This is a genomic window from Chryseobacterium sp. PCH239 (assembly GCF_018924625.1).
GTDB classification, from domain to species: domain Bacteria; phylum Bacteroidota; class Bacteroidia; order Flavobacteriales; family Weeksellaceae; genus Chryseobacterium; species Chryseobacterium cucumeris.
Genome location: NZ_CP073027.1, coordinates 472,705 through 495,799, shown reverse-complemented (window position 1 = coordinate 495,799; position 23,095 = coordinate 472,705). Strand labels below are relative to the sequence as shown.

The 23,095-nt window shown below is 35.6% G+C and carries 22 protein-coding genes and 2 pseudogenes; 6 read left to right on the top strand and 18 right to left on the bottom strand.

The window, feature by feature from the left end; genetic code table 11:
• The first annotated feature begins 9 nt into the window (after nt 1–9).
• The 4 genes and pseudogenes from KBP46_RS02445 (at nt 10) to KBP46_RS02430 (ending at nt 5,551) form a co-directional block, all read left to right on the top strand.
• Nucleotides 10–1,283: pseudogene (locus KBP46_RS02445) on the top strand (aminotransferase class I/II-fold pyridoxal phosphate-dependent enzyme).
• A 65-nt stretch (nt 1,284–1,348) separates the two neighbouring features.
• Nucleotides 1,349–2,227: pseudogene (locus KBP46_RS02440) on the top strand (DMT family transporter).
• Between the two features lie 215 nt (nt 2,228–2,442).
• Nucleotides 2,443–3,204 (top strand): hypothetical protein, encoded by a 762-nt coding sequence (locus tag KBP46_RS02435; protein ID WP_216444520.1) that lies wholly within the window; start codon nt 2,443–2,445, stop codon nt 3,202–3,204.
• A 157-nt stretch (nt 3,205–3,361) separates the two neighbouring features.
• The gene (locus KBP46_RS02430) at nt 3,362–5,551 is read left to right on the top strand and encodes a radical SAM protein (protein WP_062674880.1); all 2,190 of its coding nucleotides are present in this window, start codon (nt 3,362–3,364) and stop codon (nt 5,549–5,551) included.
• A gap of 340 nt (nt 5,552–5,891) precedes the next feature.
• Here KBP46_RS02430 and KBP46_RS02425 read toward each other — a convergent pair whose 3' ends face one another.
• The 3 genes from KBP46_RS02425 to atpD form a co-directional block, all read right to left on the bottom strand.
• On the bottom strand, nt 5,892–6,710 hold the full coding sequence (locus KBP46_RS02425) for a hypothetical protein (protein ID WP_216444519.1): 819 nt from the start codon (nt 6,708–6,710) through the stop codon (nt 5,892–5,894).
• 78 nt (nt 6,711–6,788) lie between these two features.
• Entirely contained in the window at nt 6,789–7,070 is a 282-nt protein-coding gene (locus KBP46_RS02420) for a F0F1 ATP synthase subunit epsilon (protein WP_062674884.1), read from the bottom strand.
• An 88-nt stretch (nt 7,071–7,158) separates the two neighbouring features.
• The gene (gene atpD / locus KBP46_RS02415; RefSeq protein WP_062674887.1) at nt 7,159–8,667 is read right to left on the bottom strand and encodes a F0F1 ATP synthase subunit beta; all 1,509 of its coding nucleotides are present in this window, start codon (nt 8,665–8,667) and stop codon (nt 7,159–7,161) included.
• A gap of 288 nt (nt 8,668–8,955) precedes the next feature.
• Here atpD and KBP46_RS02410 point away from each other — a divergent pair, with 288 nt between their 5' ends.
• Complete coding sequence (locus KBP46_RS02410; RefSeq protein ID WP_062674889.1) at nt 8,956–9,876, top strand: bifunctional riboflavin kinase/FAD synthetase; 921 nt, start codon at nt 8,956–8,958, stop codon at nt 9,874–9,876.
• A 39-nt stretch (nt 9,877–9,915) separates the two neighbouring features.
• On the opposite strand, the gene KBP46_RS02405 is transcribed toward KBP46_RS02410, so the two are convergent.
• On the bottom strand, nt 9,916–10,407 hold the full coding sequence (locus KBP46_RS02405) for a hypothetical protein (RefSeq protein ID WP_253297162.1): 492 nt from the start codon (nt 10,405–10,407) through the stop codon (nt 9,916–9,918).
• An 82-nt stretch (nt 10,408–10,489) separates the two neighbouring features.
• Nucleotides 10,490–10,843, bottom strand: coding sequence for an MmcQ/YjbR family DNA-binding protein (locus tag KBP46_RS02400; protein ID WP_062674894.1), 354 nt, complete (start codon nt 10,841–10,843; stop codon nt 10,490–10,492).
• Between the two features lie 115 nt (nt 10,844–10,958).
• Between KBP46_RS02400 and KBP46_RS02395 the strand changes: the two genes are divergently transcribed.
• The gene (locus KBP46_RS02395; RefSeq protein ID WP_120231329.1) at nt 10,959–11,615 is read left to right on the top strand and encodes an NAD(P)H-binding protein; all 657 of its coding nucleotides are present in this window, start codon (nt 10,959–10,961) and stop codon (nt 11,613–11,615) included.
• A gap of 110 nt (nt 11,616–11,725) precedes the next feature.
• Here KBP46_RS02395 and KBP46_RS02390 read toward each other — a convergent pair whose 3' ends face one another.
• The 13 genes from KBP46_RS02390 to KBP46_RS02330 form a co-directional block, all read right to left on the bottom strand.
• Entirely contained in the window at nt 11,726–12,241 is a 516-nt protein-coding gene (locus KBP46_RS02390) for a VOC family protein (RefSeq protein ID WP_317041204.1), read from the bottom strand.
• Nucleotides 12,242–12,314: 73 nt separating this feature from the next.
• Entirely contained in the window at nt 12,315–12,857 is a 543-nt protein-coding gene (locus KBP46_RS02385; RefSeq protein ID WP_216444518.1) for a glutathione peroxidase, read from the bottom strand.
• Between the two features lie 66 nt (nt 12,858–12,923).
• A complete protein-coding gene (locus KBP46_RS02380; RefSeq protein ID WP_062674900.1) occupies nt 12,924–13,586 on the bottom strand; it encodes a hypothetical protein in 663 nt (220 codons plus the stop codon).
• Between the two features lie 98 nt (nt 13,587–13,684).
• Complete coding sequence (kdsB, locus tag KBP46_RS02375) at nt 13,685–14,407, bottom strand: 3-deoxy-manno-octulosonate cytidylyltransferase (protein WP_062674902.1); 723 nt, start codon at nt 14,405–14,407, stop codon at nt 13,685–13,687.
• A gap of 139 nt (nt 14,408–14,546) precedes the next feature.
• A complete protein-coding gene (locus KBP46_RS02370) occupies nt 14,547–15,533 on the bottom strand; it encodes a phosphatase PAP2 family protein (protein WP_062674903.1) in 987 nt (328 codons plus the stop codon).
• 127 nt (nt 15,534–15,660) lie between these two features.
• Nucleotides 15,661–16,251 (bottom strand): hypothetical protein, encoded by a 591-nt coding sequence (locus tag KBP46_RS02365; RefSeq protein WP_216444517.1) that lies wholly within the window; start codon nt 16,249–16,251, stop codon nt 15,661–15,663.
• A 121-nt stretch (nt 16,252–16,372) separates the two neighbouring features.
• Entirely contained in the window at nt 16,373–17,626 is a 1,254-nt protein-coding gene (locus KBP46_RS02360) for a pyridoxal phosphate-dependent aminotransferase (RefSeq protein WP_062674905.1), read from the bottom strand.
• 22 nt (nt 17,627–17,648) lie between these two features.
• Entirely contained in the window at nt 17,649–18,560 is a 912-nt protein-coding gene (locus KBP46_RS02355) for a hypothetical protein (protein WP_216444516.1), read from the bottom strand.
• Nucleotides 18,561–18,577: 17 nt separating this feature from the next.
• The gene (locus tag KBP46_RS02350; RefSeq protein WP_216444515.1) at nt 18,578–20,293 is read right to left on the bottom strand and encodes a phospho-sugar mutase; all 1,716 of its coding nucleotides are present in this window, start codon (nt 20,291–20,293) and stop codon (nt 18,578–18,580) included.
• 65 nt (nt 20,294–20,358) lie between these two features.
• On the bottom strand, nt 20,359–21,060 hold the full coding sequence (locus KBP46_RS02345) for a DUF2807 domain-containing protein (RefSeq protein WP_123279833.1): 702 nt from the start codon (nt 21,058–21,060) through the stop codon (nt 20,359–20,361).
• Nucleotides 21,061–21,247: 187 nt separating this feature from the next.
• Nucleotides 21,248–21,637 carry a hypothetical protein gene (locus KBP46_RS02340; protein WP_120231334.1) on the bottom strand — a complete coding sequence of 130 codons (390 nt, stop codon included), beginning with the start codon at nt 21,635–21,637 and terminating at the stop codon, nt 21,248–21,250.
• Nucleotides 21,638–21,749: 112 nt separating this feature from the next.
• On the bottom strand, nt 21,750–22,142 hold the full coding sequence (locus tag KBP46_RS02335; protein WP_216444514.1) for a hypothetical protein: 393 nt from the start codon (nt 22,140–22,142) through the stop codon (nt 21,750–21,752).
• Nucleotides 22,142–23,092, bottom strand: a complete 951-nt coding sequence (locus KBP46_RS02330; RefSeq protein WP_062674916.1) for a glycosyltransferase family 2 protein — start codon at nt 23,090–23,092, stop codon at nt 22,142–22,144. The genes KBP46_RS02335 and KBP46_RS02330 overlap by 1 nt, the downstream gene beginning before the upstream one ends.
• Nucleotides 23,093–23,095 lie beyond the last annotated feature (3 nt).

The window sequence follows — 23,095 nt, the reverse complement described above, 5'->3', positions numbered from 1 at the left end:
TACGATACAATGTTGGATATTTTTGAAAGAATAAAAGAAAATCCAGGACCACTTGGACAATTTGCAGATTATGGTGAAGGGTATTTTATTTTCCCAAGATTAGAGGGACCTATCGGCCCGAGAATGCAATTTCAGGGGAGAGAAGTAATTTTCTGGAGTGCCAATGACTATTTAGGGCTGTGTAATCACCCTGAAGTAATAGAAGCGGATGCGAAAGCGGCTGCAGAATATGGAATGTTCTATCCAATGGGAGCAAGAGCAATGTCCGGAGAAACAGACCAGCACCTTCAGCTGGAAAGAGAATTGGCAGACTTCGTAAAAAAGAATCAGCATATTTATTGAATTTCGGTTACCAGGGAATGGTTTCTACCATTGATGCTTTGGTAAGCAGAAATGATGTGATTGTTTATGATATGGATTCTCATGCCTGCATCGTGGATGGAGTAAGACTTCATTCCGGTAAAAGATTTACCTACAAGCATAATGATATGGCAAGTCTTGAGAAAAACCTTCAAAGAGCAACCAAGGTAGCTGAAGAAACAGGAGGAGGTATTCTTGTGATTACAGAAGGTGTTTTCGGGATGAGAGGACAACAAGGTAAAATCAAAGAGATCTGTGATCTTAAATCTAAATACCAGTTCAGACTTTTAGTAGATGATGCCCACGGTTTCGGAACTCTTGGTAAAACAGGTGCCGGTGTAGGTGAAGAGCAGGACTGTAACGATCAGATCGATGTCTATTTCTCTACATTTGCAAAATCAATGGCTGGTTTCGGAGCATTCCTTGCGGGTGACAAAGAAATCATCAGATATCTGAAATTCAACTTAAGATCACAAATCTTTGCAAAATCTCTTACGATGCCAATGGTAATCGGAGGATTAAAAAGACTGGAGCTATTGAGATCAAGACCTGAAATCAAAGCTAAACTTTGGGAGAATGTTTACAAACTACAGAACGGACTTACAGAAAGAGGATTCAATATTGGAGACACTAATACTTGTGTAACTCCGGTAATGATGCAGGGAACTCCTGTAGAGGCTACTCTATTGGTAAAAGATTTAAGAGAGAATTATGGTATCTTCACCTCTGTGGTGGTATATCCGGTCATTCCGAAGGGAATGATTCTTTTAAGGCTTATTCCTACCGCTTCTCATACCGATGCAGAGATCAATGAAACTCTGGCAGCGTTTGAAGCAATTCATGATAAGTTAGTAGGTGGCTACTACAAAGAGCAGGAACAAAAATTACTGCAGGAACAAGGATTAAGTTTTAAACCGATTTAATTCATAAAAATAAAAAAGCCACTGAATCAATCAGTGGCTTTTTTGTTTAATAACTATAAAAGCAAATGAAACTTAGAGGTTACACGCTGGGAATTTTATCAGCCGTTTCATATGGTATGATTCCTATTTTTATCCTGCCTGTTAAGCAGGCACACTTTTCAATGGATATCACGCTGTTTTACAGATTTTTCTTTTCAGCTTTAATGGTGGGAGGATATTTGCTGTATTCCAAAGAAAGTTTTAGAATCAATAAAAAAGAAGCCCTAATTCTGGCCATCCTTGGAATCTGCTATGCCCTTTCTTCGGAGTTTCTGTTTTTAGGATATGATTTCCTCACGCCAGGAATTGCCTCTACCGTTTTATTTATTTACCCGATTATTGTAGCACTCATCATGCTTTTCTTTTACAAAGAGAGATTAACCAGACTATCGGGAGCATCATTACTTCTTGCTTTCGCTGGAGTCATTGTTTTATGTTTAAAAGGAAACGGACTGGAAATTAATTTTGCAGGATTGGGAATTGTAATGCTCAGCTCACTATTCTATGCATTATATATGGTCATTGTCAACAAATCGAATATCAGGGTTTCAGGATTTAAGCTTACGTTTTATTCTATGCTTTTTACCTCAATGTTCTTTATGACCAAAGCTTTGATGGCTAATGAATCTTTTGCTATTCCTTCAACAGAAATTTTTATTAACTTTCTTATTTTTGCATTTTTGACTACAGTTATTTCCAGCTTATGTTTGGTATTTGCTATTAAATATATAGGTTCTACTCCGGTTGCTATTTTATGAGCTTTGGAACCTGTAGTCGCTGTATTGATCAGTGTCCTGATATTTCATGAAAAATTTACTCCTAATTTACTCATCGGGATTACTCTAATTCTTTTCGGAGTTACCTTGAATGTAATTGGGGATCAAAAGAAAATAGGCCATGTTTAACCCTCATAAATTATTATACAAAAGCCGGACTTCTTTATGAGTTCGGTTTTTGTATGAAATAATCTGATCTATCAGCTCAGAAAATCATCGATAAAAAAATATTTGAAAAAATACATCTCTTTCTGGCGTAACATAATTTATCTGACTATATTGCATCAGTCTATTAACAGGTGTTTCCCCCACTGAATAGATAATGTATATACTTTTAAAAACCGATGAAAGAATTGCAAAAACTTACCAAAGACCAATTATACAAACAACTCAAAGAAAAATCAGAAAACCTATACAGCATTGCTCACGAAGCCCTGGAAAACAATTTCTTCAATGAAAGTGACATAGATGAAGAAAGCCTTACTGAATTTTTCGAAATGCTGGACGATGAAACAGCAGAAAAGTTAAAGGACGCTTCCCTGTACATCAATAATGAAAACGATGCTCCTGAAATTGTTCTTATACAAAATGAAAGCAACACTTCTCTGGAACTGATTACTTCAGAAGATGAAGGATATAAAATCATTCTTATCGATAGTGATCTTCACTTGTCGGAGAAACTTTTTGTGGAGGATTATATTGTCCTTATTGTTACCGGTAATATACAGGCAGAAAATATTATCATCAACGGTTCATTATATTGCTCCGGAAATGTGACCTCAAAAGTATTGTTTGGTGCTTCGGGGAATGATAATGAAACATACATCGGAGGAAGCATTATGACTTCTCTCATTGCAGAAAACGGACATTACACGGTGGCTGAAGGTAATATTTATTCCAGATACTTAATCAGTTTCCATAATGAAATAACAGGCAAGACCGGAAAGTTTATTGAAAATATAAGCCTTGAAAAACCTGGCGAAATCGGATTGCTGAAAGCTGAAATTCTTGATGTAGACGGATATTTTGACGAAGATGCTTTCTTAACATTTATTGAAAGCAATTCTCCGGATGCTTTGTTTAATAAACCTTCTAATTTATTCTAAAATGCTTTGCTGCTTCCATGGATTGGAAATAAGAAGAATCAAGAAAATCGAATAGTAATAAATGCAATATCTCTAAAGACTTTTCTTCACTGTTTATAATCAGGGGAAAAAATTTTTTTCTAAAAAAACTTTGGAATAACTTTGCAAAAAATTTCTGTTGAAAGACCTGCTTCTTATTACTCCGCCGTTTACCCAACTTAATACTCCTTATCCTGCAACAGCTTATATAAAAGGATTTTTAAATACCAAGAATATTTCAAGCTATCAGGTAGATTTGGGGATTGATGTTATTTTGGAATTATTTTCAAAGGATGGAATTCAGAAGGTTTTCAGTAAAGAAATTGACCTTCATAGCACCTCTGAAAATTCTCAGAGAATCTATGCCTTAAGAGAAGAATATTTAAAAACAATAGATCAGGTCATTACTTTTTTACAGGATAAAACTCCTACATTAGCAAGACAGATCTGTAGCATGAACTTTCTTCCCGAAGCTTCCCGTTTCAACCAGCTGGATGATATGGAATTTGCTTTTGGAAATATGGGACTTCAGGATAAGGCCAAACATCTGGCAACTCTATACCTGGAAGATATTTCCGACTATATTGTGGAAAATATCGATTCCGATTTTGGTTTCAGCAGATATGCAGAACGCCTTGGAAAAAGTGCCAATTCTTTTGATGAATTATATTCGAAATTATCTGGTGAACCTACATTTATCGATGAGTTTACTTTAAAAATTCTTAAGGAAAAAATTGAAACTGTTCAGCCAAAGCTTGTTTGTTTTTCCATTCCGTTTCCTGGTAATTTGTATTCAGCATTCAAATGTGCCCAATGGATCAAAAAGCATTATCCTCACATTAAAATTGCTATGGGAGGAGGATTTCCCAATACGGAATTAAGAGAAGTCAAAGATCAGAGAGTATTCGAATTTTTTGATTTTATTACTTTAGATGATGGTGAACTTCCTCTGGAACTGCTTTACCAGAATTTAGAAGTTGCACCAGAAGAAGGCGAGTTTAAAAGAACTTTTCTTCTCAAAAATAAAGAAGTTGTCTATAAAAACAATTCTAAAAGGCATGACTTCAAACAGTCTGAAATAGGAACTCCTGATTATACAGATTTAAAACTTGATCAGTATATTTCCGTTATCGAAATTGCCAATCCGATGCACAGTTTATGGAGCGACGGAAGGTGGAATAAACTGACCATGGCCCATGGATGCTATTGGGGGAAATGCACGTTTTGTGATATTTCATTAGATTACATCAAGATCTACGAACCTATTTCTGCTAAAATTCTGGTAGACCGGATTGAAGAATTAATCAAAACAACCGGTGAGACAGGATTCCATTTTGTGGATGAAGCCGCACCGCCTGCCTTAATGAGAGAAGTAGCTCTGGAAATCCTCAGAAGAAATCTGGTAGTTACCTGGTGGACCAATATCCGTTTTGAAAAAAGCTTTACCCGGGATCTCTGCTATCTTCTGAAACTTTCAGGATGTGTTGCAGTTTCCGGAGGTCTGGAAGTGGCCAGTGACCGATTGCTGAAGTTAATAGATAAAGGAGTTTCTGTAGACCAGGTAGCGAATGTAACAAGAAATTTTACAGAAGCAGGAATTATGGTTCATGCTTATCTGATGTATGGCTATCCTACCCAAACAGTTCAGGAAACGGTAGATTCTCTGGAAATGATTCGGCAGATGTTTGAGATGGGAATTCTTCAAAGTGGATTCTGGCATCAGTTCGCAATGACTGCTCACTCACCCGTTGGAATGAGCCCGGAAGATTTTGGAGTAGTTCCGGTAAAACAGGAAATTTTGTTTGCTAATAATGATATTGACTTTAAAGATAAAACCGGAATCGATCACAATAAGTTCAGCTTCGGATTAAAAAAGTCTCTGTTCAATTATATGCATGGAGTCAATTTCGAACTGCCGCTTCAGGATTGGTTTGATTTTAAAATTCCAAGGACTACCATTCACCCGGATTATATTCATGACTGTCTTTTGGAAGATGGGCAGTTCAGTCTGAAAGCAAATTCAAAAGTTGTCTTTTTGACCAAAAATGTAATCGCTGAGAATCGCGTAAAAAATAAAAAGAAATATTCTGGTACGTATACGCTTCTTACATTCCACTTAAAAACCAATATTGTGAAGGTTGAACTGGAACAGGAAAAAGCAAAATGGCTGATGAATGTATTGGAAGAGAATGCTATTGAAAATTCTAAAAAACCTACAATTCAACAACTTAAAAATCAATTTGAAGAAAATTTTGATGATTTTGAGTTATTCTGGTTCTCAAAACCGATACAACAATTGAAGGAAAATGGGGTGATTTTAAGTTTATAAAAATTTCCACTTTTTTGTCAGGGATTTTTTAAAAAGACACAATTTTCTATGAATTGTTAATTTTCTGTATTAATAAAACCTGTTTCTATTGAATGATCATCTCTCGCTGATTTGGATTTGAAAGGATAAGACATTCCATTTTCACATTCAGAAGAGATTAATCCAAATTTCTAGCTGCCATAAATAAACCGGCAAAATATTCCCCTCCTCCGGAGGGGTGGCAAAACATTCAAAGAATTTTTGACGGGGTGGTTTAAAGTTTTGGCTAAAGCCGGATGAATTTGATCCATAATAAAAAAACGGGCTAAAGCCCGTTCCTATTGATAAAATCTGTATTACATTAATTAGGGGTCTCTTTTGAAACAGTACCTACGTTTACTTTTTCCTGTATTTTGATAAAATTGGGATCCATAATTGCCATGCGCTCAGCCAGTGCTTTATAGGTCGGAAATTTCAGGATCGAAGCCCTTCCGGACATTTCTCTATAGATCGTAAAAGACTTTCCTCCCGCTGTTTTCAGCTGTTTTGTTGTGGTGATATACCTTCCGATAAGTTTACTTTTAGCATCATAAATTTCAATATCTATTGGGGTCTTATCCATGATAATATCTTCTGAGCCGAAACTTACCGGCAAGTTGGTAAAATACCCTACAGGAACACCATTGCTAAGAATCTCTCCTACTTTATTGACCTCAATATTCATCTTGTCTATTTTCTTTCTGATCGCATAAGCATCTTTTGTTTTAGCGTCCAGCTTCCTTTTCGGGACATTTGAAAAAAGCTCATCCAGGTTTTTAACATTGATCCCTTTGTTATCAATAATTTTAAGATCTTTAACTGAAGTAAAGACTGCAGATTTTTCTTCTCCGGAAAATGCAGAAGGTGACGAGTAATCAATTTCGATGGTTTTGTCCCTGTTATATACTCTGTTGACAATGATATAACTGTCGCGAACAGAATCCACGATGCTTTTATCAATGAATTTAATCGTATACATCGGGGTCTCTTTAAGATCCATAAACGTATATTCGCTGGATTTGTTGGAGAGCTTAGCTACCGGAATACCGTCAAGATTAATAATTCCTCTTTTGGTTTTGATATTCTGGGCATGGAGGAAAATACCCAGAACTGTAAATAATATGATTATGCCTCTCTTCATACAATCAGACTTTTACAAATAAAAAAAGTGTAACACAAAGTTACACTTTCTTGAAAATATATTTAGCTTTTCATTTAATTATTCACAAAGGATAATTCCTTTATTATGATTAAATTCTACAACACCGCTTTTGATAGCATAAGCAAAAACAGAGTCTTTTCCGGCTTCTTTAGTGAAATTTTTAGCATAAGCCTCATCAATAGAGTTAGCAAAAAGCTTTACATCACCTCCGATTAAAGAAGAAACAATTCCTGCGTGGTTTTTCATGATGTGAAATTCACCATTTTTTCCAGGCAATAATACTGAGTCTACTTCTCCTTCAAAAACTACGTATTCTGGTGTTAAAATTTTTATATTCATTTTAATTTAGATTTGAAGATTTCAGATTTCAGATTTCAGACAACCTTAAAGTCTCATGTCTGGTATCTGTAATCTTTATGTCTAATTATTAAGCGTTTTCAGCTAACATTTTTTGTCCTGCTTCGATAGCTTCTTCGATGGTTCCTTTCAAGTTGAAAGCTGCTTCTGGTAAGTGATCTAACTCACCATCCATAATCATGTTGAATCCTTTGATCGTATCTTTGATGTCTACCAATGATCCTGGGATACCTGTAAACTGCTCTGCTACGTGGAAAGGTTGAGATAAGAATCTCTGAACTTTTCTTGCACGGTATACAACAGCTTTATCTTCTTCAGAAAGTTCTTCCATACCAAGGATTGCGATGATATCCTGAAGTGCTTTATATCTTTGAAGGATTTCTTTTACTCTTTGAGCACAGTTGTAGTGATCGTGACCGATAACTTCAGGAGCAAGGATTCTTGAAGTAGAAGCTAGTGGATCTACCGCCGGATAGATACCTAATGAAGCAATCTTTCTGTCAAGTACCGTAGTTGCATCCAAGTGAGCAAACGTAGTTGCAGGAGCCGGGTCAGTTAAGTCATCCGCAGGTACGTATACCGCCTGTACTGAAGTAATTGAACCATTTTTAGTTGAAGTAATTCTTTCCTGCATCGCACCCATTTCAGAAGCTAGCGTTGGTTGGTAACCTACTGCTGATGGCATACGACCAAGAAGTGCAGATACCTCAGAACCAGCCTGTGTAAAACGGAAGATGTTGTCTACGAAGAAAAGTACGTCTCTACCTTGTCCGCTTTCTCCACCGTCTCTATAGTACTCAGCCAATGTAAGACCAGAAAGTGCTACTCTCGCTCTTGCACCTGGCGGCTCGTTCATCTGTCCGAAAACGAATGCTGCTTTTGAATCTTTCATAGCTTCTAAGTCTACTTTAGAAAGATCCCAACCTCCGTTTTCCATAGAGTGCATGAAATCATCACCATACTTGATAATACCTGATTCCAACATCTCTCTCAAAAGGTCATTTCCTTCTCTCGTTCTTTCACCTACTCCGGCGAAAACAGAAAGACCTCCGTGTCCTTTTGCAATATTGTTAATCAACTCCTGAATCAATACTGTTTTACCTACACCGGCACCACCGAACAATCCAATTTTACCTCCCTTTGCATAAGGCTCAACTAGGTCGATTACTTTAATACCTGTAAATAAAACTTCTGCTGAAGTTGATAATTGATCAAATTTTGGAGCTGGTCTGTGAATTGGAAGACCACCATCCTTAGAAATATCTTGAAGTCCATCGATAGCATCACCAACAACGTTGAATAGTCTTCCGTTTACTGCCTCTCCGATAGGCATCATAATAGGATTTCCGTATCCAATTACGTCTTGCCCTCTTTTAAGACCGTCAGTAGCGTCCATTGCGATACATCTTACTGTATCTTCGCCAATATGTTGTTCTACCTCTAAAACTACTTTTTCACCGTTTTCTTTTGTAATTTCTAACGCGTCATAGATTGCTGGAACAGCTTCCACATCTGTGAAGACAACGTCGATTACCGGACCAATAATTTGAGAAATTTTACCTTTAATTTGGTTTGCCATTGCTAAATTTTTTCTTGGTGCAAATATAGTGATTCTTCATAAACCCGCAATTGGTAAAAAAAAGATTTTTATCATGCTTTTGAAGAGATGGATGAGTTTGTCATTTACTATGTAAAATTCAATATTTATCATTATATTTAACAGCAAATTGGCAATTCACTAAATTGTTATTATTATAGTATTATATAATGTAGGACTTTTTTCAAAATTTTTCATTTTCAAATTTTCAGATTCCCTCCGTTACATTAAAAATAAAGGTTTTATATTTGCAATCAAAATTTTTCCGTTTTGAAAGTTTTCAAGAATTTTACAGATTACTCCTCACAGAAGCCTTTAGCATTGTCTTTAGGAATGTTTGACGGGGTACATCTAGGGCACAAGAGTATTATCGATGAGCTGACTAAAATAGGTACAGAAAATAATCTGGAAACAGCAATTCTTACGTTCTGGCCACATCCAAGATTTGTTTTTAATCCTAATGAAGATTTAAAGCTTCTCAATACACTGGAAGAAAAGAAACAGCTGGTTGAAAAATATGGCATTGATAATTTGTTCCTGAAAGAATTTGATGAAGAATTCAGAAATCTGACCGGAGAAGAGTTTGTACGTCAGATTTTAATTGACAAACTTAATGTAAAGTACCTTATTATAGGATACGATCATTCCTTCGGAAAAAATAAAAGCGGAAATTTTGAGCTTCTCCAGAAATTATCAAAAGAACTTGATTTTGAGGTAGAACAGATGGAAGCAATTAATATTCATGAAAATAATATCAGTTCCACTAAAGTACGTAATGCTCTATTAACAGGTAATGTTAAGGAAGCTAACGAAATGCTGGGATACTCCTACTCTGTTTCCGGAACTGTAGTTCATGGGAAAAAGATTGGAAGAACCATCGGATATCCCACAGCAAATATTGATACGGAATCAATCAAGTTGCTACCTAAAAAAGGAGCTTATATTGTGGAAGTATTCGTAAAGGGCAACCAATATAAAGGTATGCTGAGTATCGGAACCAATCCGACGGTAAATGGAGAAAAACTAACTGTGGAAGTTTATATCCTTGATTTTGATGATGACATTTATGATGAAAAGATTACGGTAAGTTTCAGGGATTTTCTTCATGATGAAATCAAATTTGAAGGTCTGGACAAATTGATTGAAAGACTGGATGAGGATAAAAGAATAACAGAAAAATTTGATTTTTAAATATAGAGAAAGGCTATTCGTTGGGAATAGCCTTTTTGTTTATTTTAATACTTTTAAGTAGATTTTCTGGGTTTCATTATTCAGTTTCACATTCGGGAACTGTTTGTCGTAATCAATAAAGATATCTCCTTTTTGATCTGCTTTTCCGTTTCCATCAGAATCCCAGCTTATGGTTACATAATATTTTGCAGGACCGGCAGGTTTTGGATTGATCTTGCTTCCGGCATCTTCAGGTATTGGCAGATTGATGGTGAAGGGTATTGATTTCTGTTCATATTCCTGTTCTGTAATTAAAGTAGCAGGAGCATCAGCCAGTTTTTCGTCCATTCCATATAAACTCACTTTGAGCCGTGCATTTTTAATGGTAAATGCGTCTGTTCCTGAAAATTCTAATTTAAGAGTTTCGGGATATTTTTCAGAGGCTGATACAGCAGAAGTGTTTTTTTCTGTAGTGTTCTTATTTACCGGCTTGGTGCAGCCTGACAGCATCAATGTTCCGGCTGCTGCGAATAATAAAAGGTGATTTCTCATTTGTAATTTATTTTATTAATGTCAAATATATTATTTCACCAGTAATAGATAACAAATCCCGTACCTCAATTTATTTGATGTACTATAATGAATTGACTTCATTCTGTGCTTTTTTAGTCAGGGATTTGAAAACCAGCTCGTAGGATTGATCAATGAGTTTAAAGATCAGATCTCTTTTCAATCCATCTACTGCTACGGAATTCCAGTGGGTTTTGTTCATATGATAAGCACCTGTGATCTGAGGATATTGCTCACGAAGCTCTGCACTCCATTCCGGATCTGTTTTTACATTAATGGCCAACGGCTGTCTCTCAAGTCCCATCAGTAAAAACATTTTGGTGTCTACTTTCATCACGAGAGTTTCGTTATCAAAAGGAAAACTTTCCGTAACTCCTTTTTTGGCCAGGCAGTAATCTAAAATATCGTTGGCATCCATGTTCAATATAAGTAATAAGTGATAAGTAATAGGTAATGATCAAATTAATTCTTTAATCTTTAATTCAAATTTAGTAAATTTAAGAAAGAAATAATCTTACAAAACCGCAATTATTATGAAAGCTCTTGTAATAGGTGCTACAGGTGCCACAGGAAAAGATCTTGTCAATCAGTTATTGAATGACAAAGAGTTTGATGAAGTGGATATTTTCGTCAGAAAACCTATTGATATTCAGAATGATAAGCTGAAAGTTCATGTAGTGAATTTTGAAAAACCGGAGGAATGGAAAGAGATGGTGAAGGGAGATGTGGCGTTTTCATGTCTGGGAACTACTTTAAAAGATGCCGGAAGTAAAGAAGCCCAGAAGAAAGTAGACTTTGATTATCAGTATGAATTTGCGAAAGCTGCAAAAGAGAATGAAGTGGAAGATTATATTCTGGTATCGGCTTACGGAGCGAACCCACAGTCTAAAATTTTCTATTCTAAAATGAAGGGGGAACTGGAAGAAGCTGTAAAACAACTGCATTTTAATAAGATCACTATTTTTAAACCGGGAATGCTTGAACGCAAAGATTCTGAAAGAACCGGAGAAGTATTGGGCAGCCGCATCATTAAATTTGCGAATAAACTTGGGTTGTTAGAAAGTCAAAAACCTCTGCCAACAGATATTTTAGCAAAGGCAATGATCAATTCTTCAAAAATAAAAAGTAACGGCTACTCCAGTATCAAACTGGGGAATATTTTCTGTTTTGCAGAGAAGACTAATGAATGATTGATTGAAATACGGGGTTCGGGATGCGAAGGTGATTGGGTTCGGGTTAAAGATGAAGTTCTCATTATTAATTCCCTAACCCCTAAATGCTTCTACCTTTTATCTATTCCCTATTTTGTGGTTTTGCTGCCCATTTTCTGTCCTAATTTTTCATATTCAATGTCATTAGGCTCCCAAAGCTCTATTTTATTGCCTTCAATATCCATAATGTGGACAAATTTTCCATATTCATAAGTCTCAATCTTATCTACAACGGTTACATTTTCCTTCTTTAGTTGTTCCACCAGTTTTTCAAGATTATCAACTCTGTAATTGATCATGAAATCTTTCTCGGACGGCAGGAAATACTTCGTTTTTTCACCGAAAGGACTCCACTGGCTGAATCCTTTTTTAGAGTTATCAGCGCCTTGAAACCACTCAAATACAGCTCCATATTCATTGGTACTAAGCCCTAGATGATTTTCATACCATTCTCTCATTTTCTTAGTGTCCTTACATTTAAAAAAGATTCCACCAATACCGGTAACTCTTTTCATCTCATTGGGTTTGTTTTCTGTAACAGCTTTAAAAGCGAAGCCTAACATAAAAGAAGCCAGGATACAAAGGGTAAAAATTACTTTTTTCATAGGAAACGGTTTATTAGTTAAAAATAAAAAAGCGGATGTAAAACACCCACTTGTAAAAATATAGTTTTTATCTTTATTTCAGATACTTTGTAATAGCCACATCCGTAGGATTTGTAGTGCTTACAAAGGTGTCAATCAATTTTCCGTTTTCATCTACAAGAAATTTCGTAAAATTCCAAAGGATGCTTGTATTCTTTACTCCGTTAAGTTCCTTCTCTGTTAAAAATTTAAAGATAGGTGCTGTATCATCGCCTTTTACAGAAACTTTAGCAGCCATCGGGAATGTTACTCCGTAATTTTTCTGGCAGAAAGCCCCAATTTCAGTGTTGGTTCCAGGTTCCTGTCCTCCAAAATTATTAGCAGGAAACCCTATCACTACCAATTTATCTTTATATTGTTCATATACCTTTTCAAGATCTGCATACTGTGGAGTAAATCCACATTCTGAAGCCGTATTGACAATCAGGATTTTTTTTCCTTTAAAATCTGCAAAATTGATTTCTTTGCCATCAAGACCTTCTACTTTGAAGTCATATATTGTTTTTCCCATAAGTTCTGTGGTTTTAGCTTTAGAAATTTCACTTTTTTGGTTGGTGCAGCTTTGCAGAAATGCCATGAAAGAAAGCAGCAGTAAAAAATCTTTTTCATGTCTTATAATTTTATGCAGAGAACTGCAATTGAATTAAAATTTAAAAATATTAGCCGGAAAAACTTTATTGATGTCTATTCTGTTTAATAACATCACATAATCTCCGTCTTTTTTAGCACTTGAAGATTCAATTCTGAAAGGCATGATTAGGTTTCCAACTTTTTTAAAATCAGAATAGATCAATGTTTCATCTTTTTTCACTTCTTTGATCAGCATATAAGTTTTTGTATCAAAATAATACATATTCTTATTCACATTCTTGGTAAGTTCTACCTTATGACAATAGATCTCTCCTACTTTTTCTTTTCCAAGGTATTTGGCATCAAATCCTTTATTTTCCCAATCAATGAAATCATTATCGAAACTTTCCGGCACATATTCAGGATATTCCTGAAGTTTATTGGCAGCATAATTCATTGCATACCCTTTGGTACCATCAAAACCTTCAATTGCAGTTTCTTTTCCTCCGGTCGTAATCAATGTTTTAGTAAGATTTGGACGTTGCTGAAAAATTCTTATCGGATATTCATCTTTAATTCCCAGGATTACTTTTCCCTGAAGCAATACCGAGTTTAATAATTTCCAATTGGTTAACCCTCCGGATAATTCAATGTTTTTGTCAATAATTTCCTTTGCGGTCTGTCCGAATATCACATGCGAAAATATCAGTCCAAATACTAATAATAACTTCTTCATTAATTTTATTTATAAATTCAAATATAGGGGGATTTACGTAAAATTGCAAAAACGCAAAACAACTAAAAGGCCGATTTGTTTTGCTGATTCTTCTGATTTTAAATTAATTTTCGGGCTTTTTCCAGATCTTCCGGCGTATCAATGCCTACTCCAACGAAATTGGTTTCTATCATTTTGATTTTCATTCCGTATTCAAGATAACGGATGCATTCAATCTTTTCTGATATTTCCAATGGTTTCATAGCCAGTTTTGAAAACTGCAACAGCGCTTCTTTTCTGAAAGCATATACTCCAATATGTTTAAAATAGCTTACATCAAAGGAAACTTCTCTGTGAAAAGGAATTACAGAACGACTGAAATATAAAGCAAAACCATTGTTATCAGTAATTACTTTTACGTTATTCGGATTTTCAATTTCTTCTTTTTCGCGCAGCTGTATTTTTAAAGAAGCTAAAGATATTTCCTGTTGATTATCATTTCTGAATACTTCAATCAGCTGACGTAAAGGTTCTAACTTAAGGAAAGGCTCATCTCCCTGAACATTGATGACAATATCACACTCTATATTCTGTACTGCTTCAGCAATACGGTCGCTTCCAGTCTCATGCTGTCCTGTCATAACGGCTTTTCCTCCGTTTTTTACGATTTCATCAAGAATAATTTCAGAGTCTGTGGCGACAAATACTTCATCAAACAGTCCGGTTTCCACTACATTCTGATAGGTTGTAGTAATCACGGTTTTTTCTCCTAAAATCTGCATTAATTTCCCTGGAAAACGGCTTGCTTCGTAACGTGCAGGGATAACAGCGATTATTTTCATTCAATACAATATTAAGTAATTCTTTTTAAATCAGGAGGTTTCATCCCAACACTTATAAAAGTCCGGATACACCTTTTATCCTGAGACCAAATGTAGTGAAAAGTATCTTATTTCCTAAACAAAACAAAGATTTCAGAGTTTAAAAAGAGAGTTTTACGCCTACCATATTGTATTCCCATTGGCGGGATGCAGTGAAGTTGAGACTATATTTTGTCTTTCCGATGGTTCCTTCTGAAGAAGTGTATCTGCTTTTTGATATGGTTTTTCCTATAAAATATCCCATTAATAGGGCTAATGGATAGTCTGAGGCCCAGTGAACTTTACTTTGCATCATTTGAAAGCATAATGCTCCTGCCAGTGTATATCCTACAGGCTTGATCCATTTGGCATCCGGATAGTTATCTGCAATCACAGTGATTCCAGCCATGAAGGTGGTTAAATGTCCCGACGGCATGGCATCGTAATTCGAGGTATTTTTACTGAATGCGGAGAAACTGGGAAACGGATTCCATGCGCCTCCTTTGTGTCCGTATTCTTCGGCAATAAACGGGCTTTCTCTTCCTGTAATTCTTTTAAGGGTTTGGGTGAAAACTCCGGAAAGAATTAAGCTTTCCATTAAACCACTGGCGGTAGCCTGGGCTCTGTAGTCATTTTTTATCAATCCATAGGTTCCGAAACCAATTCCTAATAATACTAATGTAGAGCCATTTCCTATAAGGTACAGTGCAGATCCGACATCTTTCGGAATTTTAAATACACCTCCCACTTTATGGTAGTTATTATCTTTATCCATTCCCCATTGTTCAGCCAGTTCTCTTGAATTATCAATCAGTTTCTGGTCAAATGGCAGGAGTATTAACGTAGCGGCAACAGCTCCTCCCAGATAATAAGCATGATCTTTGGCTACGAAATCTTTATTGGTATTGATAAAGTTTCTGGGTAATTTGGTTACAAAATCCAATAATTTAGGTTTCGGATAAGTGCGGACAGATCCGTCTTTTAAAGTGTAGGTTTGTACTTTGGGCAATTCGGTTTCCTTGGGGAGCTCTTTTACCTTCAGTGTATCAACCTCTTGTGAGCATACCAATATTGAAACTGGTAAGAGTAGAAATCTCAGTTTTTTCATCGTGTAATTTTCAACTTTTATATTCGGGTGTGTAAAAGTTTCAAAGATAATCCCTTGTTGAGTATCGTGCAAAGTTGTTGTTTAACTTTTAATATTTATTTAATTTTTTGATCAAAAAATACAGATTTCAATTCAAATATTTGATCAAAAAAATAATTCCATACATCCAGGAGATGTAGAGAAAAGAATAGAAAAATCCAAATCCGAAACTTTTTAGCAAATCCCCCTTACATTTTCCGGAGTTTTTGAAAACCAATCTCAAAGCTCTGAAAAAAATCCAATACAGAATAGCTCCTAATAATAATACAGCAGACCAAAAGAAAAGACCGAAAAAATACGAAAGAAAAATAAGTAGAATTGAAATTACAATCCATAAAAGAACTGATAAAATAACACCTCCTATTCCATCACCAATTGCTGGTGGATCAAACTCAAAACCATCAAATTTTGGTGTTTTATCTGCATATCTTTGTATTCTTTCTTTGTTTAAAATATTTCCTACATTATCTTTTAATTTTAAACCAGAATAGAGTCCTATACTGATAAACAGAAAAAATACTCCAGCTAAAACAGAGGTTGATAAGATTGAATTCTGAAACAGGGAACGATGATCTGCTTTTCCGGAAAGCCAAACACTTAAGAGTACTACTGTAATGATCACCAGCGTTGAAAAAAACACATATTTTGTTTCAAGAAAAGATTTCTGCGGAAGCTTCATGGTTTTATAGAATGTGTAAAAAACGCTTCGACTCCGCTCAGCGTGACATTGCTAATACTAAAAGATATATTTTAACGATGTAATGCCGGGCAGAGTCGAAGCTTATAATTTTATTAGAAAATTACTTTAATTTGTTCAAAGCGTTTTCCAGTTTGGGAAGCATAACTTTGATCTCATCTACAGCCAATCCTCCTACAGAAGCACGGAACCAAGGTTCTGATTTTTCTTCTCCGAAAGCTGAGAATGGTACTAAAGCCACTCCTGCTTCATTAATTAGGTAGAATACCAGGTCTGAAGAATTTTCAAGTACAGTTCCGTCTGGTTTTGTTTTCCCTATATAATCTAATTTAATAGTAAGATAAAGAGCTCCCATTGGTTCAATACTGTCAACAGCCAGTCCTTTTCCTTTTAAATCCTGAACTCCGTTGTGAAGTACTTTTAAGCTGTTTTCAAGTTTAGCTTTAAAATCATTCACGAAAGTATCTACATTCTCTGAATTTTCATAGAATTTAGCCGTTGCTTCCTGCTCTGGTTTTGGAGCCCATGCTCCAACGTGAGTAAGAAGTGCCTTCATTTTATCAAGAATATGAGCAGGTCCGAATCCCCATCCTACACGTACTCCGGTTGCTGCAAGGCATTTTGAAATACCGTCGATATAGATGGTATAATCTCTCATTTCCGGGAAAAGAGAAACAGGATCTACGTGCTCAGCACCGAATGTAAGGCAAGAGTAGATCTGGTCATACATTAAGTATAACGGTTTCTGATCTTCACCTCTTTTTTTGTTTTCAGCAATGACCAGTTCACAGATCTCAGAAAGTTGTTCTTTTGTAAACATGGTTCCTGTAGGGTTCAATGGAGAACACAAAGCTAATAAAACCGCTCCATCTAAGTGAGGTCTTAAATCATCAGCAGTCGGAAGGAAATTGGTTTCAGGTTTTGTTTTCACTTCTACAGCGTTGGCTGAAGTAAGATAAGCATAGTGATTGTTGTTCCATGATGGTGTAGGATAAACTACTTTATCTCCTTCGTCTACGATTGTTTTGTAAACGGCATAGATCAATGGTCTTGATCCTGCAGTAATCAGGATGTCTTCTGGAGAATAATCAAGATTCCATCTTTTTTTCAGGTCTTTGGAAACTTCTTTTCTTAAAGATAAAAGTCCGTTGGCAGGCGGATAGTTTGTCAGATTATTCTGATATGCTTTCTGAATCTCTTCCTTCAGCAATGCCGGAATAGGATAGATGTTAGAATTCAGATCACCAATAGTAAGATTGGCAATTTCCGCTCCTTTTGCTTTTAGATCATTTACTTCGTTACCAATTTTTACAATTTCAGAACCGATCAGGTTCGCTGCTAATTTTGAAACTTTCACTTTTTCTTATTTTAAATTTATATTATCGTTCTCCATGAATCTTCTCATCTATTTGATCTACCGGTGTTTGTGTATCAAAAAGAATCATAATCTCTTTTACTTTTTTGGCCGTATGGGAATTCGGATATTTTTTGTTCATCCTGTTGAATTCCGCTCTGTTCTCATCGTTTAGTTTTCCGGTTCCTTTATCCTGGTCTCTTTCGTAGGTGGGCGTATTATCCATTCCTAAAAGATAATCGGACAAATAGTAATTATAGTCTTGTTTTACTGTCTTTATCAGCTTGCTTTCAGGATATTTATTCATGAAATTCTCCCAGAAAATCAATCTGTTGCCTAGTTGCTCCCAGCTGATTATTAATCCAGCATCTGCGGCATAATTGGTTTCACTTTCTTTATCTGTTTGTGAAACATAAGCTTCATAATCCGGAGTCAGTTTATTTTTAAAAAGAGAAGAATAATATCCCGGAATGGTCCATATTTCGGTCATTCCTTCTCCTACTTCTCTGAATTCAAGACCTGCTTTATTCAGTTCTGAAGCTATTTTTTTAACGTTATCCGGAAAATTGTACTGATCCTTCTCATAGTTATAATAATTCACATATTTATCCAGAACATCAGTATGAAGACTCATCAGACATTCGGTATACTTTCCTCTTATTTTTAAATAATCTTCGTATACTTGGTCATTCTGTTCCGGCCTGTTTCCAGCCATCTCTTTTTCAATTTTGGTGCGATACCACTGAAGAGATGTGATATAATCCTCCGTTTTGTTAGCCGATGAACAAGCTGTGTCTATGGGTTTGTACTGATCTTCTTTGGATTCAGTTTTGGTAATCGAATCGTTTACCTGTTTTACTTCTGAAACTGCAGTTTCCTTTTTACAGGAAACTACGGCTGCAGAGAGTATGTATATTGCTATAATTCTTTTTATCATCTGCTGTTTTCAGCGCATTAATCCAGTTTAAGATCTGTTTTAACGGCTCCTATTTTAGCTTCCAATGATTTTAATTTGTCTCTGAAATCTGCTTCTGAAGTAATCGAATCCTTCACTGAAACATAGAACTTGATTTTTGGCTCTGTTCCTGAAGGTCTTACACATACTTTTGTTCCATCCTGTGTGTAATAGATCAAAACGTTAGACTTCGGAATATCATTCATCATTTTTTTCTCATTCGTAGAAATGGTAAGACTTGTCTGCTCTTTAAAGTCTTTCACTTCTTCCACTAATGAACCAGCCAGTTCCTTTGGAGGATTTTCACGGAAATCTTTCATCATATTCTGAATTTCTTCAGCTCCTTCTTTTCCTTTTCTAACGATATTGATTAATCCTTCATAATACATTCCAAGATCCTCATAGATCTCAATCATGTACTGATACATTGTTTTTCCGTTGGCTTTGCACCAAGCTGCAATTTCGCAGGCTAGAAGAATACTTCCGCAAGAGTCTTTATCACGAACGAAGTCTCCGGTCATAAATCCGAAACTTTCCTCACCACCACATACAAATTTCTGAGTTCCTTCTGCTTCACGGATCATTTTTCCAATCCATTTGAATCCAGTAAGACCTACTTTGCATTCTACACCGAATTTCTGTGCAATATCAAAGAAGATATCGGAAGTTACGATGGTAGAACCAATGAACTCTTTTCCGGTAATTTTCCCTTGTTTTCTCCACTCATTCAGAATGTAATACGTAAGGATGGTATTGGTTTGGTTTCCGTTCAATAATTGCATTTCACCATCAAGATTTCTTACGGCGATTCCTAATCTGTCCCCATCCGGGTCTGTTCCGATCACGATATCTGCATTGGTAATTCTTGCCAGATCCATTGCCATTTCCAATGCTGCAGGCTCTTCCGGGTTTGGAGACTCTACTGTTGGGAAATTTCCGCTTGGGATCATCTGTTCTCTTACAAGATCTACTTTTTTGAAACCTGCTTTTTCAAGGGCTTTGGGAACAGTTGTATAGGTTGTTCCATGGATAGAGGTAAAAACAATATTTAAATTTTCTTTTCCAACGTTCTGATACGTAGAGTTTTCAATACATGCATCGATATACACATCGTCCTGCTCCTCTCCGATCCATTCGATCAGATCATCATTTCCGTTGAATTTAATTTCTTCAAATTTCACAGAATACACTTCATTGATAATGGCTTCATCATTAGGCGGAACAATCTGTGCGCCGTCATTCCAGTATACTTTGTAACCGTTGTATTCTGGTGGGTTGTGAGAAGCCGTTAATACGATTCCTCCGTTACATTTTTTATCACGTACCGTGAAAGACAATTCAGGAGTCGGTCTGTGATCTTTGAAAAGTAAAACTTTAATTCCGTTGGCTGTTAAAACATCTGCTACCAGTTTTCCGAATTCTTTTGAGTTATTACGAACATCATAAGCGATAGCCACTTTAATCTCTTCTCCTTTGAACTGCTGAAGCATATAATTAGCCAATCCCTGAGTCGCTTGTCCTAATGTATATTTATTCAAGCGGTTGGTTCCTACTCCCATTATCCCACGCATACCTCCTGTTCCGAATTCCAGTTCTCTGTAGAAAGAATCTTCCAGATCAGGGGAATTGCTGTCGATCAACGTCTGTACAGCATCTCTTGTTTCTTTATCGAAGGTATCACTTAACCAAAGTTTCGCTTTTTCTAGTGTATTCATATTTGTAATGTTGTTCTTTTATAATTTGTAAAGTTCCTAGTTTCTAGTTTAAATAATGCTGTTTTTTAATCCAGCTTTTTGTTTTCGACTTTCGTTGTTTTATCAATTTTAAACGCTCTGATAGGATCGTTATAATAGATAAATTTTGCAGTGTTCTGAATATGTCCTTTTAAAGAATCTTTTACATTTACTTCTGCATAATTACCGTTTTTAGAATCAATATTCAGATTGGTGATTTTCCAGTAAGGTGCAATTAAACTTGCTGTATCTGAAATCTTTATCACTGCATCTTTAGATAATCCCAAAAAGTTGGCGCGGCTTCTGTTATGCATTTCCACTTCTGCTCTTCTTGTGTTTACAGATCCCATGAAACTTGCATTATTTTTCATGTTAAGTCTGAAATTATCTGTTTTGATTTCGCTTGAAATATTCACTTCCACAGAATCTGAAACAGCTACTTTTTCAAGATTATATTTGGAATAAATCGTTACATTATAAAAATCGACTCCTTTTGTTCCTCTTTTTTCTTTAATGAAAAGGGTTTTATCTTTTACATCCACATCCAGATTGCTTGCTACATTTGGATAGGTTTCTATTTCTACAAAATTTTTCGGACCTCTGGCATAAAATACACGGAACTTTCCTTCCAGATCAAGGTTAACGAATTCCGAAACATCCACATCTTTCTTTTCAATATTCCCTTTTGGAGAAACTTTTCCACAGGAAACTACTCCCATCAGCATTAATGTGTATACAACTTTTTTCATATTTAATTTTAAATATTCTATATTATAATCGCAACGATCTTTACTGAAAATCTCTGAATGCTTTTCTCAGGCCTCACGGGACTTTCAATATTATTTTGAACAAAAATAGGATTAAAATTTCTAAAAAACTTTGTCTTTTGACAATAAAATACCTGATAGTTTTCAATTTTTTGCTTTTCAGAAGAGCCTATTTCTTATTCTCAATTCTTTTTACTTTTTTATAAAACCATGTTTTAGGACTGCCAGCCATTGAAAATAAAAGAAGATAATTTTTACTTACACTGGAGATTTTCATTGTGGTTATATTTTCATCGTCATTATACTTCATTTTCAATAGATTATTTTCTATCTGATAAATTCCATTGTTTCCCATTGAACTGAAGGTTTTATCCTGATAAAAGGTCAGAACTCCTGTTCCATATCTGGAATTGTTTGTTTTATTTTTCAACGTATCCGTATTAGAAATTTCTCCATCATAAATATCAATAAACTCCCAAGAACCGGAAAGCTTATTTGATGAACATGAGACTGCGAAAAGTAAAAGAAAGTAAAAAAGAATAGATTTGATTTTAAACATCCGGATTAAAAGTTTTTATAAATTACAAAAAGCACTCTGCTGACAGAGTGCTTTTCGTTATATTTATTCTTAAATCTGTAAGAATTGATGATTTATTACAGCTCTTCTATGTTTAACTATTTTCAACAGAAGCACCATAAATGATTAAAGTCAAAAGGATTGCAACAATCGCGGCTCCAATAATTAAGGGTTTCCATATTGCTTTTTTCGGATACTTTTCTTCATCTGGAAAATATTTCGGCATAAAATAATAGGAAAGGAAACTTCCCCCTCCAAGGCCGCAAATATAAGCAAGTGAACTTTTAGGCTCTTCCGGAATATTGACAATAACTCCTGTGATAATTGTTAAAAGAACCGAAATTGCCAGTACGGTGTATGCTTCTTTCTTTTTGTTGACCTCTATTAAATTCTGGTATAACAAAACACCTCCGAAAAGTGTGGAAAGAAAAATAGAAAATCCTAAAATGGCTTTCTTAGAATAAATTTTCGGCAGCTTTTCTTCCATTATATCACTTCATCAATATTATAATTCTTATGCTCACGGTTGGTTCTGATGATCATTTCTCCTAAGAATCCTGCCACAAACAGCAAGCTTCCCATAATCATCATGGTTAATGCGATAAAGAACCATGGATTATTGGTAATCAAATGTCCGTAGATTCCTCTTGCTACATCAATCAGTTTAGAAATTCCTAACCAAAGTGCTGAAAGAAAACCAACAATAAACATTAAAGTACCCACAGCTCCGAAGAAATGCATTGGTCTTCCTCCGAAACGGCTTACAAACCAAAGCGTTATCAAATCCAGAAATCCTCTGATAAATCTCTCAGTTCCGAATTTTGAAGTTCCGTAAGGTCTTGCCTGATGCTGTACTTCTTTTTCCGTGATTCTTCTGAAACCTGCATTGGCAGCCAATACCGGAATATAACGATGCATATCTCCGTAAACATCCACAGATTTTACCACCTGTTTTTTGTAGGCTTTCAAACCACAGTTGAAGTCGTGAAGATAAACTCCTGAAACTTTTCTAGCCGCTGCATTGAATAATTTTGACGGAATATTTTTCGTCATCACATTATCAAAACGCTTCTTTTTCCAACCGGAAACGATATCATAATTGTCATGAATCACCATATTATATAATTCCGGAATTTCTTCTGGAAAATCCTGTAAATCAGCATCCATGGTAATCACTACATCACCGTTTGTTCTTTCAAAAGCGGCATGAAGTGCCTGTGATTTTCCATAATTTCTGGAAAATTTAATAGCGTGAATCTGAGGATACTGAACTTTCATATTCTCAATAATACTCCACGACAAATCCGTACTTCCATCGTCTACAAACCAGATCTCATAAGATAAATTGCTGGTTGTGCATACTTTGTCGATTCTTGAAAAAAGCTCTTCCAGAGAGTCTTCTTCGTTCAGTAACGGAATAACTATAGATAAATTCATTTA

Coding starts and splice junctions, on each gene's coding strand:
- KBP46_RS02435 (WP_216444520.1), top strand. CDS start 2,443: ATGAAAGAATTGCAAAAACTTACCAAAGACCAATTATACAAACAACTC.
- KBP46_RS02425 (WP_216444519.1), bottom strand. CDS start 6,710: ATGAAGAGAGGCATAATCATATTATTTACAGTTCTGGGTATTTTCCTC.
- KBP46_RS02420 (WP_062674884.1), bottom strand. CDS start 7,070: ATGAATATAAAAATTTTAACACCAGAATACGTAGTTTTTGAAGGAGAA.
- atpD (WP_062674887.1), bottom strand. CDS start 8,667: ATGGCAAACCAAATTAAAGGTAAAATTTCTCAAATTATTGGTCCGGTA.
- KBP46_RS02405 (WP_253297162.1), bottom strand. CDS start 10,407: ATGAGAAATCACCTTTTATTATTCGCAGCAGCCGGAACATTGATGCTG.
- KBP46_RS02400 (WP_062674894.1), bottom strand. CDS start 10,843: ATGGATGCCAACGATATTTTAGATTACTGCCTGGCCAAAAAAGGAGTT.
- KBP46_RS02395 (WP_120231329.1), top strand. CDS start 10,959: ATGAAAGCTCTTGTAATAGGTGCTACAGGTGCCACAGGAAAAGATCTT.
- KBP46_RS02390 (WP_317041204.1), bottom strand. CDS start 12,241: ATGAAAAAAGTAATTTTTACCCTTTGTATCCTGGCTTCTTTTATGTTA.
- KBP46_RS02385 (WP_216444518.1), bottom strand. CDS start 12,857: ATGGCATTTCTGCAAAGCTGCACCAACCAAAAAAGTGAAATTTCTAAA.
- KBP46_RS02380 (WP_062674900.1), bottom strand. CDS start 13,586: ATGAAGAAGTTATTATTAGTATTTGGACTGATATTTTCGCATGTGATA.
- kdsB (WP_062674902.1), bottom strand. CDS start 14,407: ATGAAAATAATCGCTGTTATCCCTGCACGTTACGAAGCAAGCCGTTTT.
- KBP46_RS02370 (WP_062674903.1), bottom strand. CDS start 15,533: ATGAAAAAACTGAGATTTCTACTCTTACCAGTTTCAATATTGGTATGC.
- KBP46_RS02365 (WP_216444517.1), bottom strand. CDS start 16,251: ATGAAGCTTCCGCAGAAATCTTTTCTTGAAACAAAATATGTGTTTTTT.
- KBP46_RS02355 (WP_216444516.1), bottom strand. CDS start 18,560: ATGATAAAAAGAATTATAGCAATATACATACTCTCTGCAGCCGTAGTT.
- KBP46_RS02350 (WP_216444515.1), bottom strand. CDS start 20,293: ATGAATACACTAGAAAAAGCGAAACTTTGGTTAAGTGATACCTTCGAT.
- KBP46_RS02345 (WP_123279833.1), bottom strand. CDS start 21,060: ATGAAAAAAGTTGTATACACATTAATGCTGATGGGAGTAGTTTCCTGT.
- KBP46_RS02340 (WP_120231334.1), bottom strand. CDS start 21,637: ATGTTTAAAATCAAATCTATTCTTTTTTACTTTCTTTTACTTTTCGCA.
- KBP46_RS02335 (WP_216444514.1), bottom strand. CDS start 22,142: ATGGAAGAAAAGCTGCCGAAAATTTATTCTAAGAAAGCCATTTTAGGA.
- KBP46_RS02330 (WP_062674916.1), bottom strand. CDS start 23,092: ATGAATTTATCTATAGTTATTCCGTTACTGAACGAAGAAGACTCTCTG.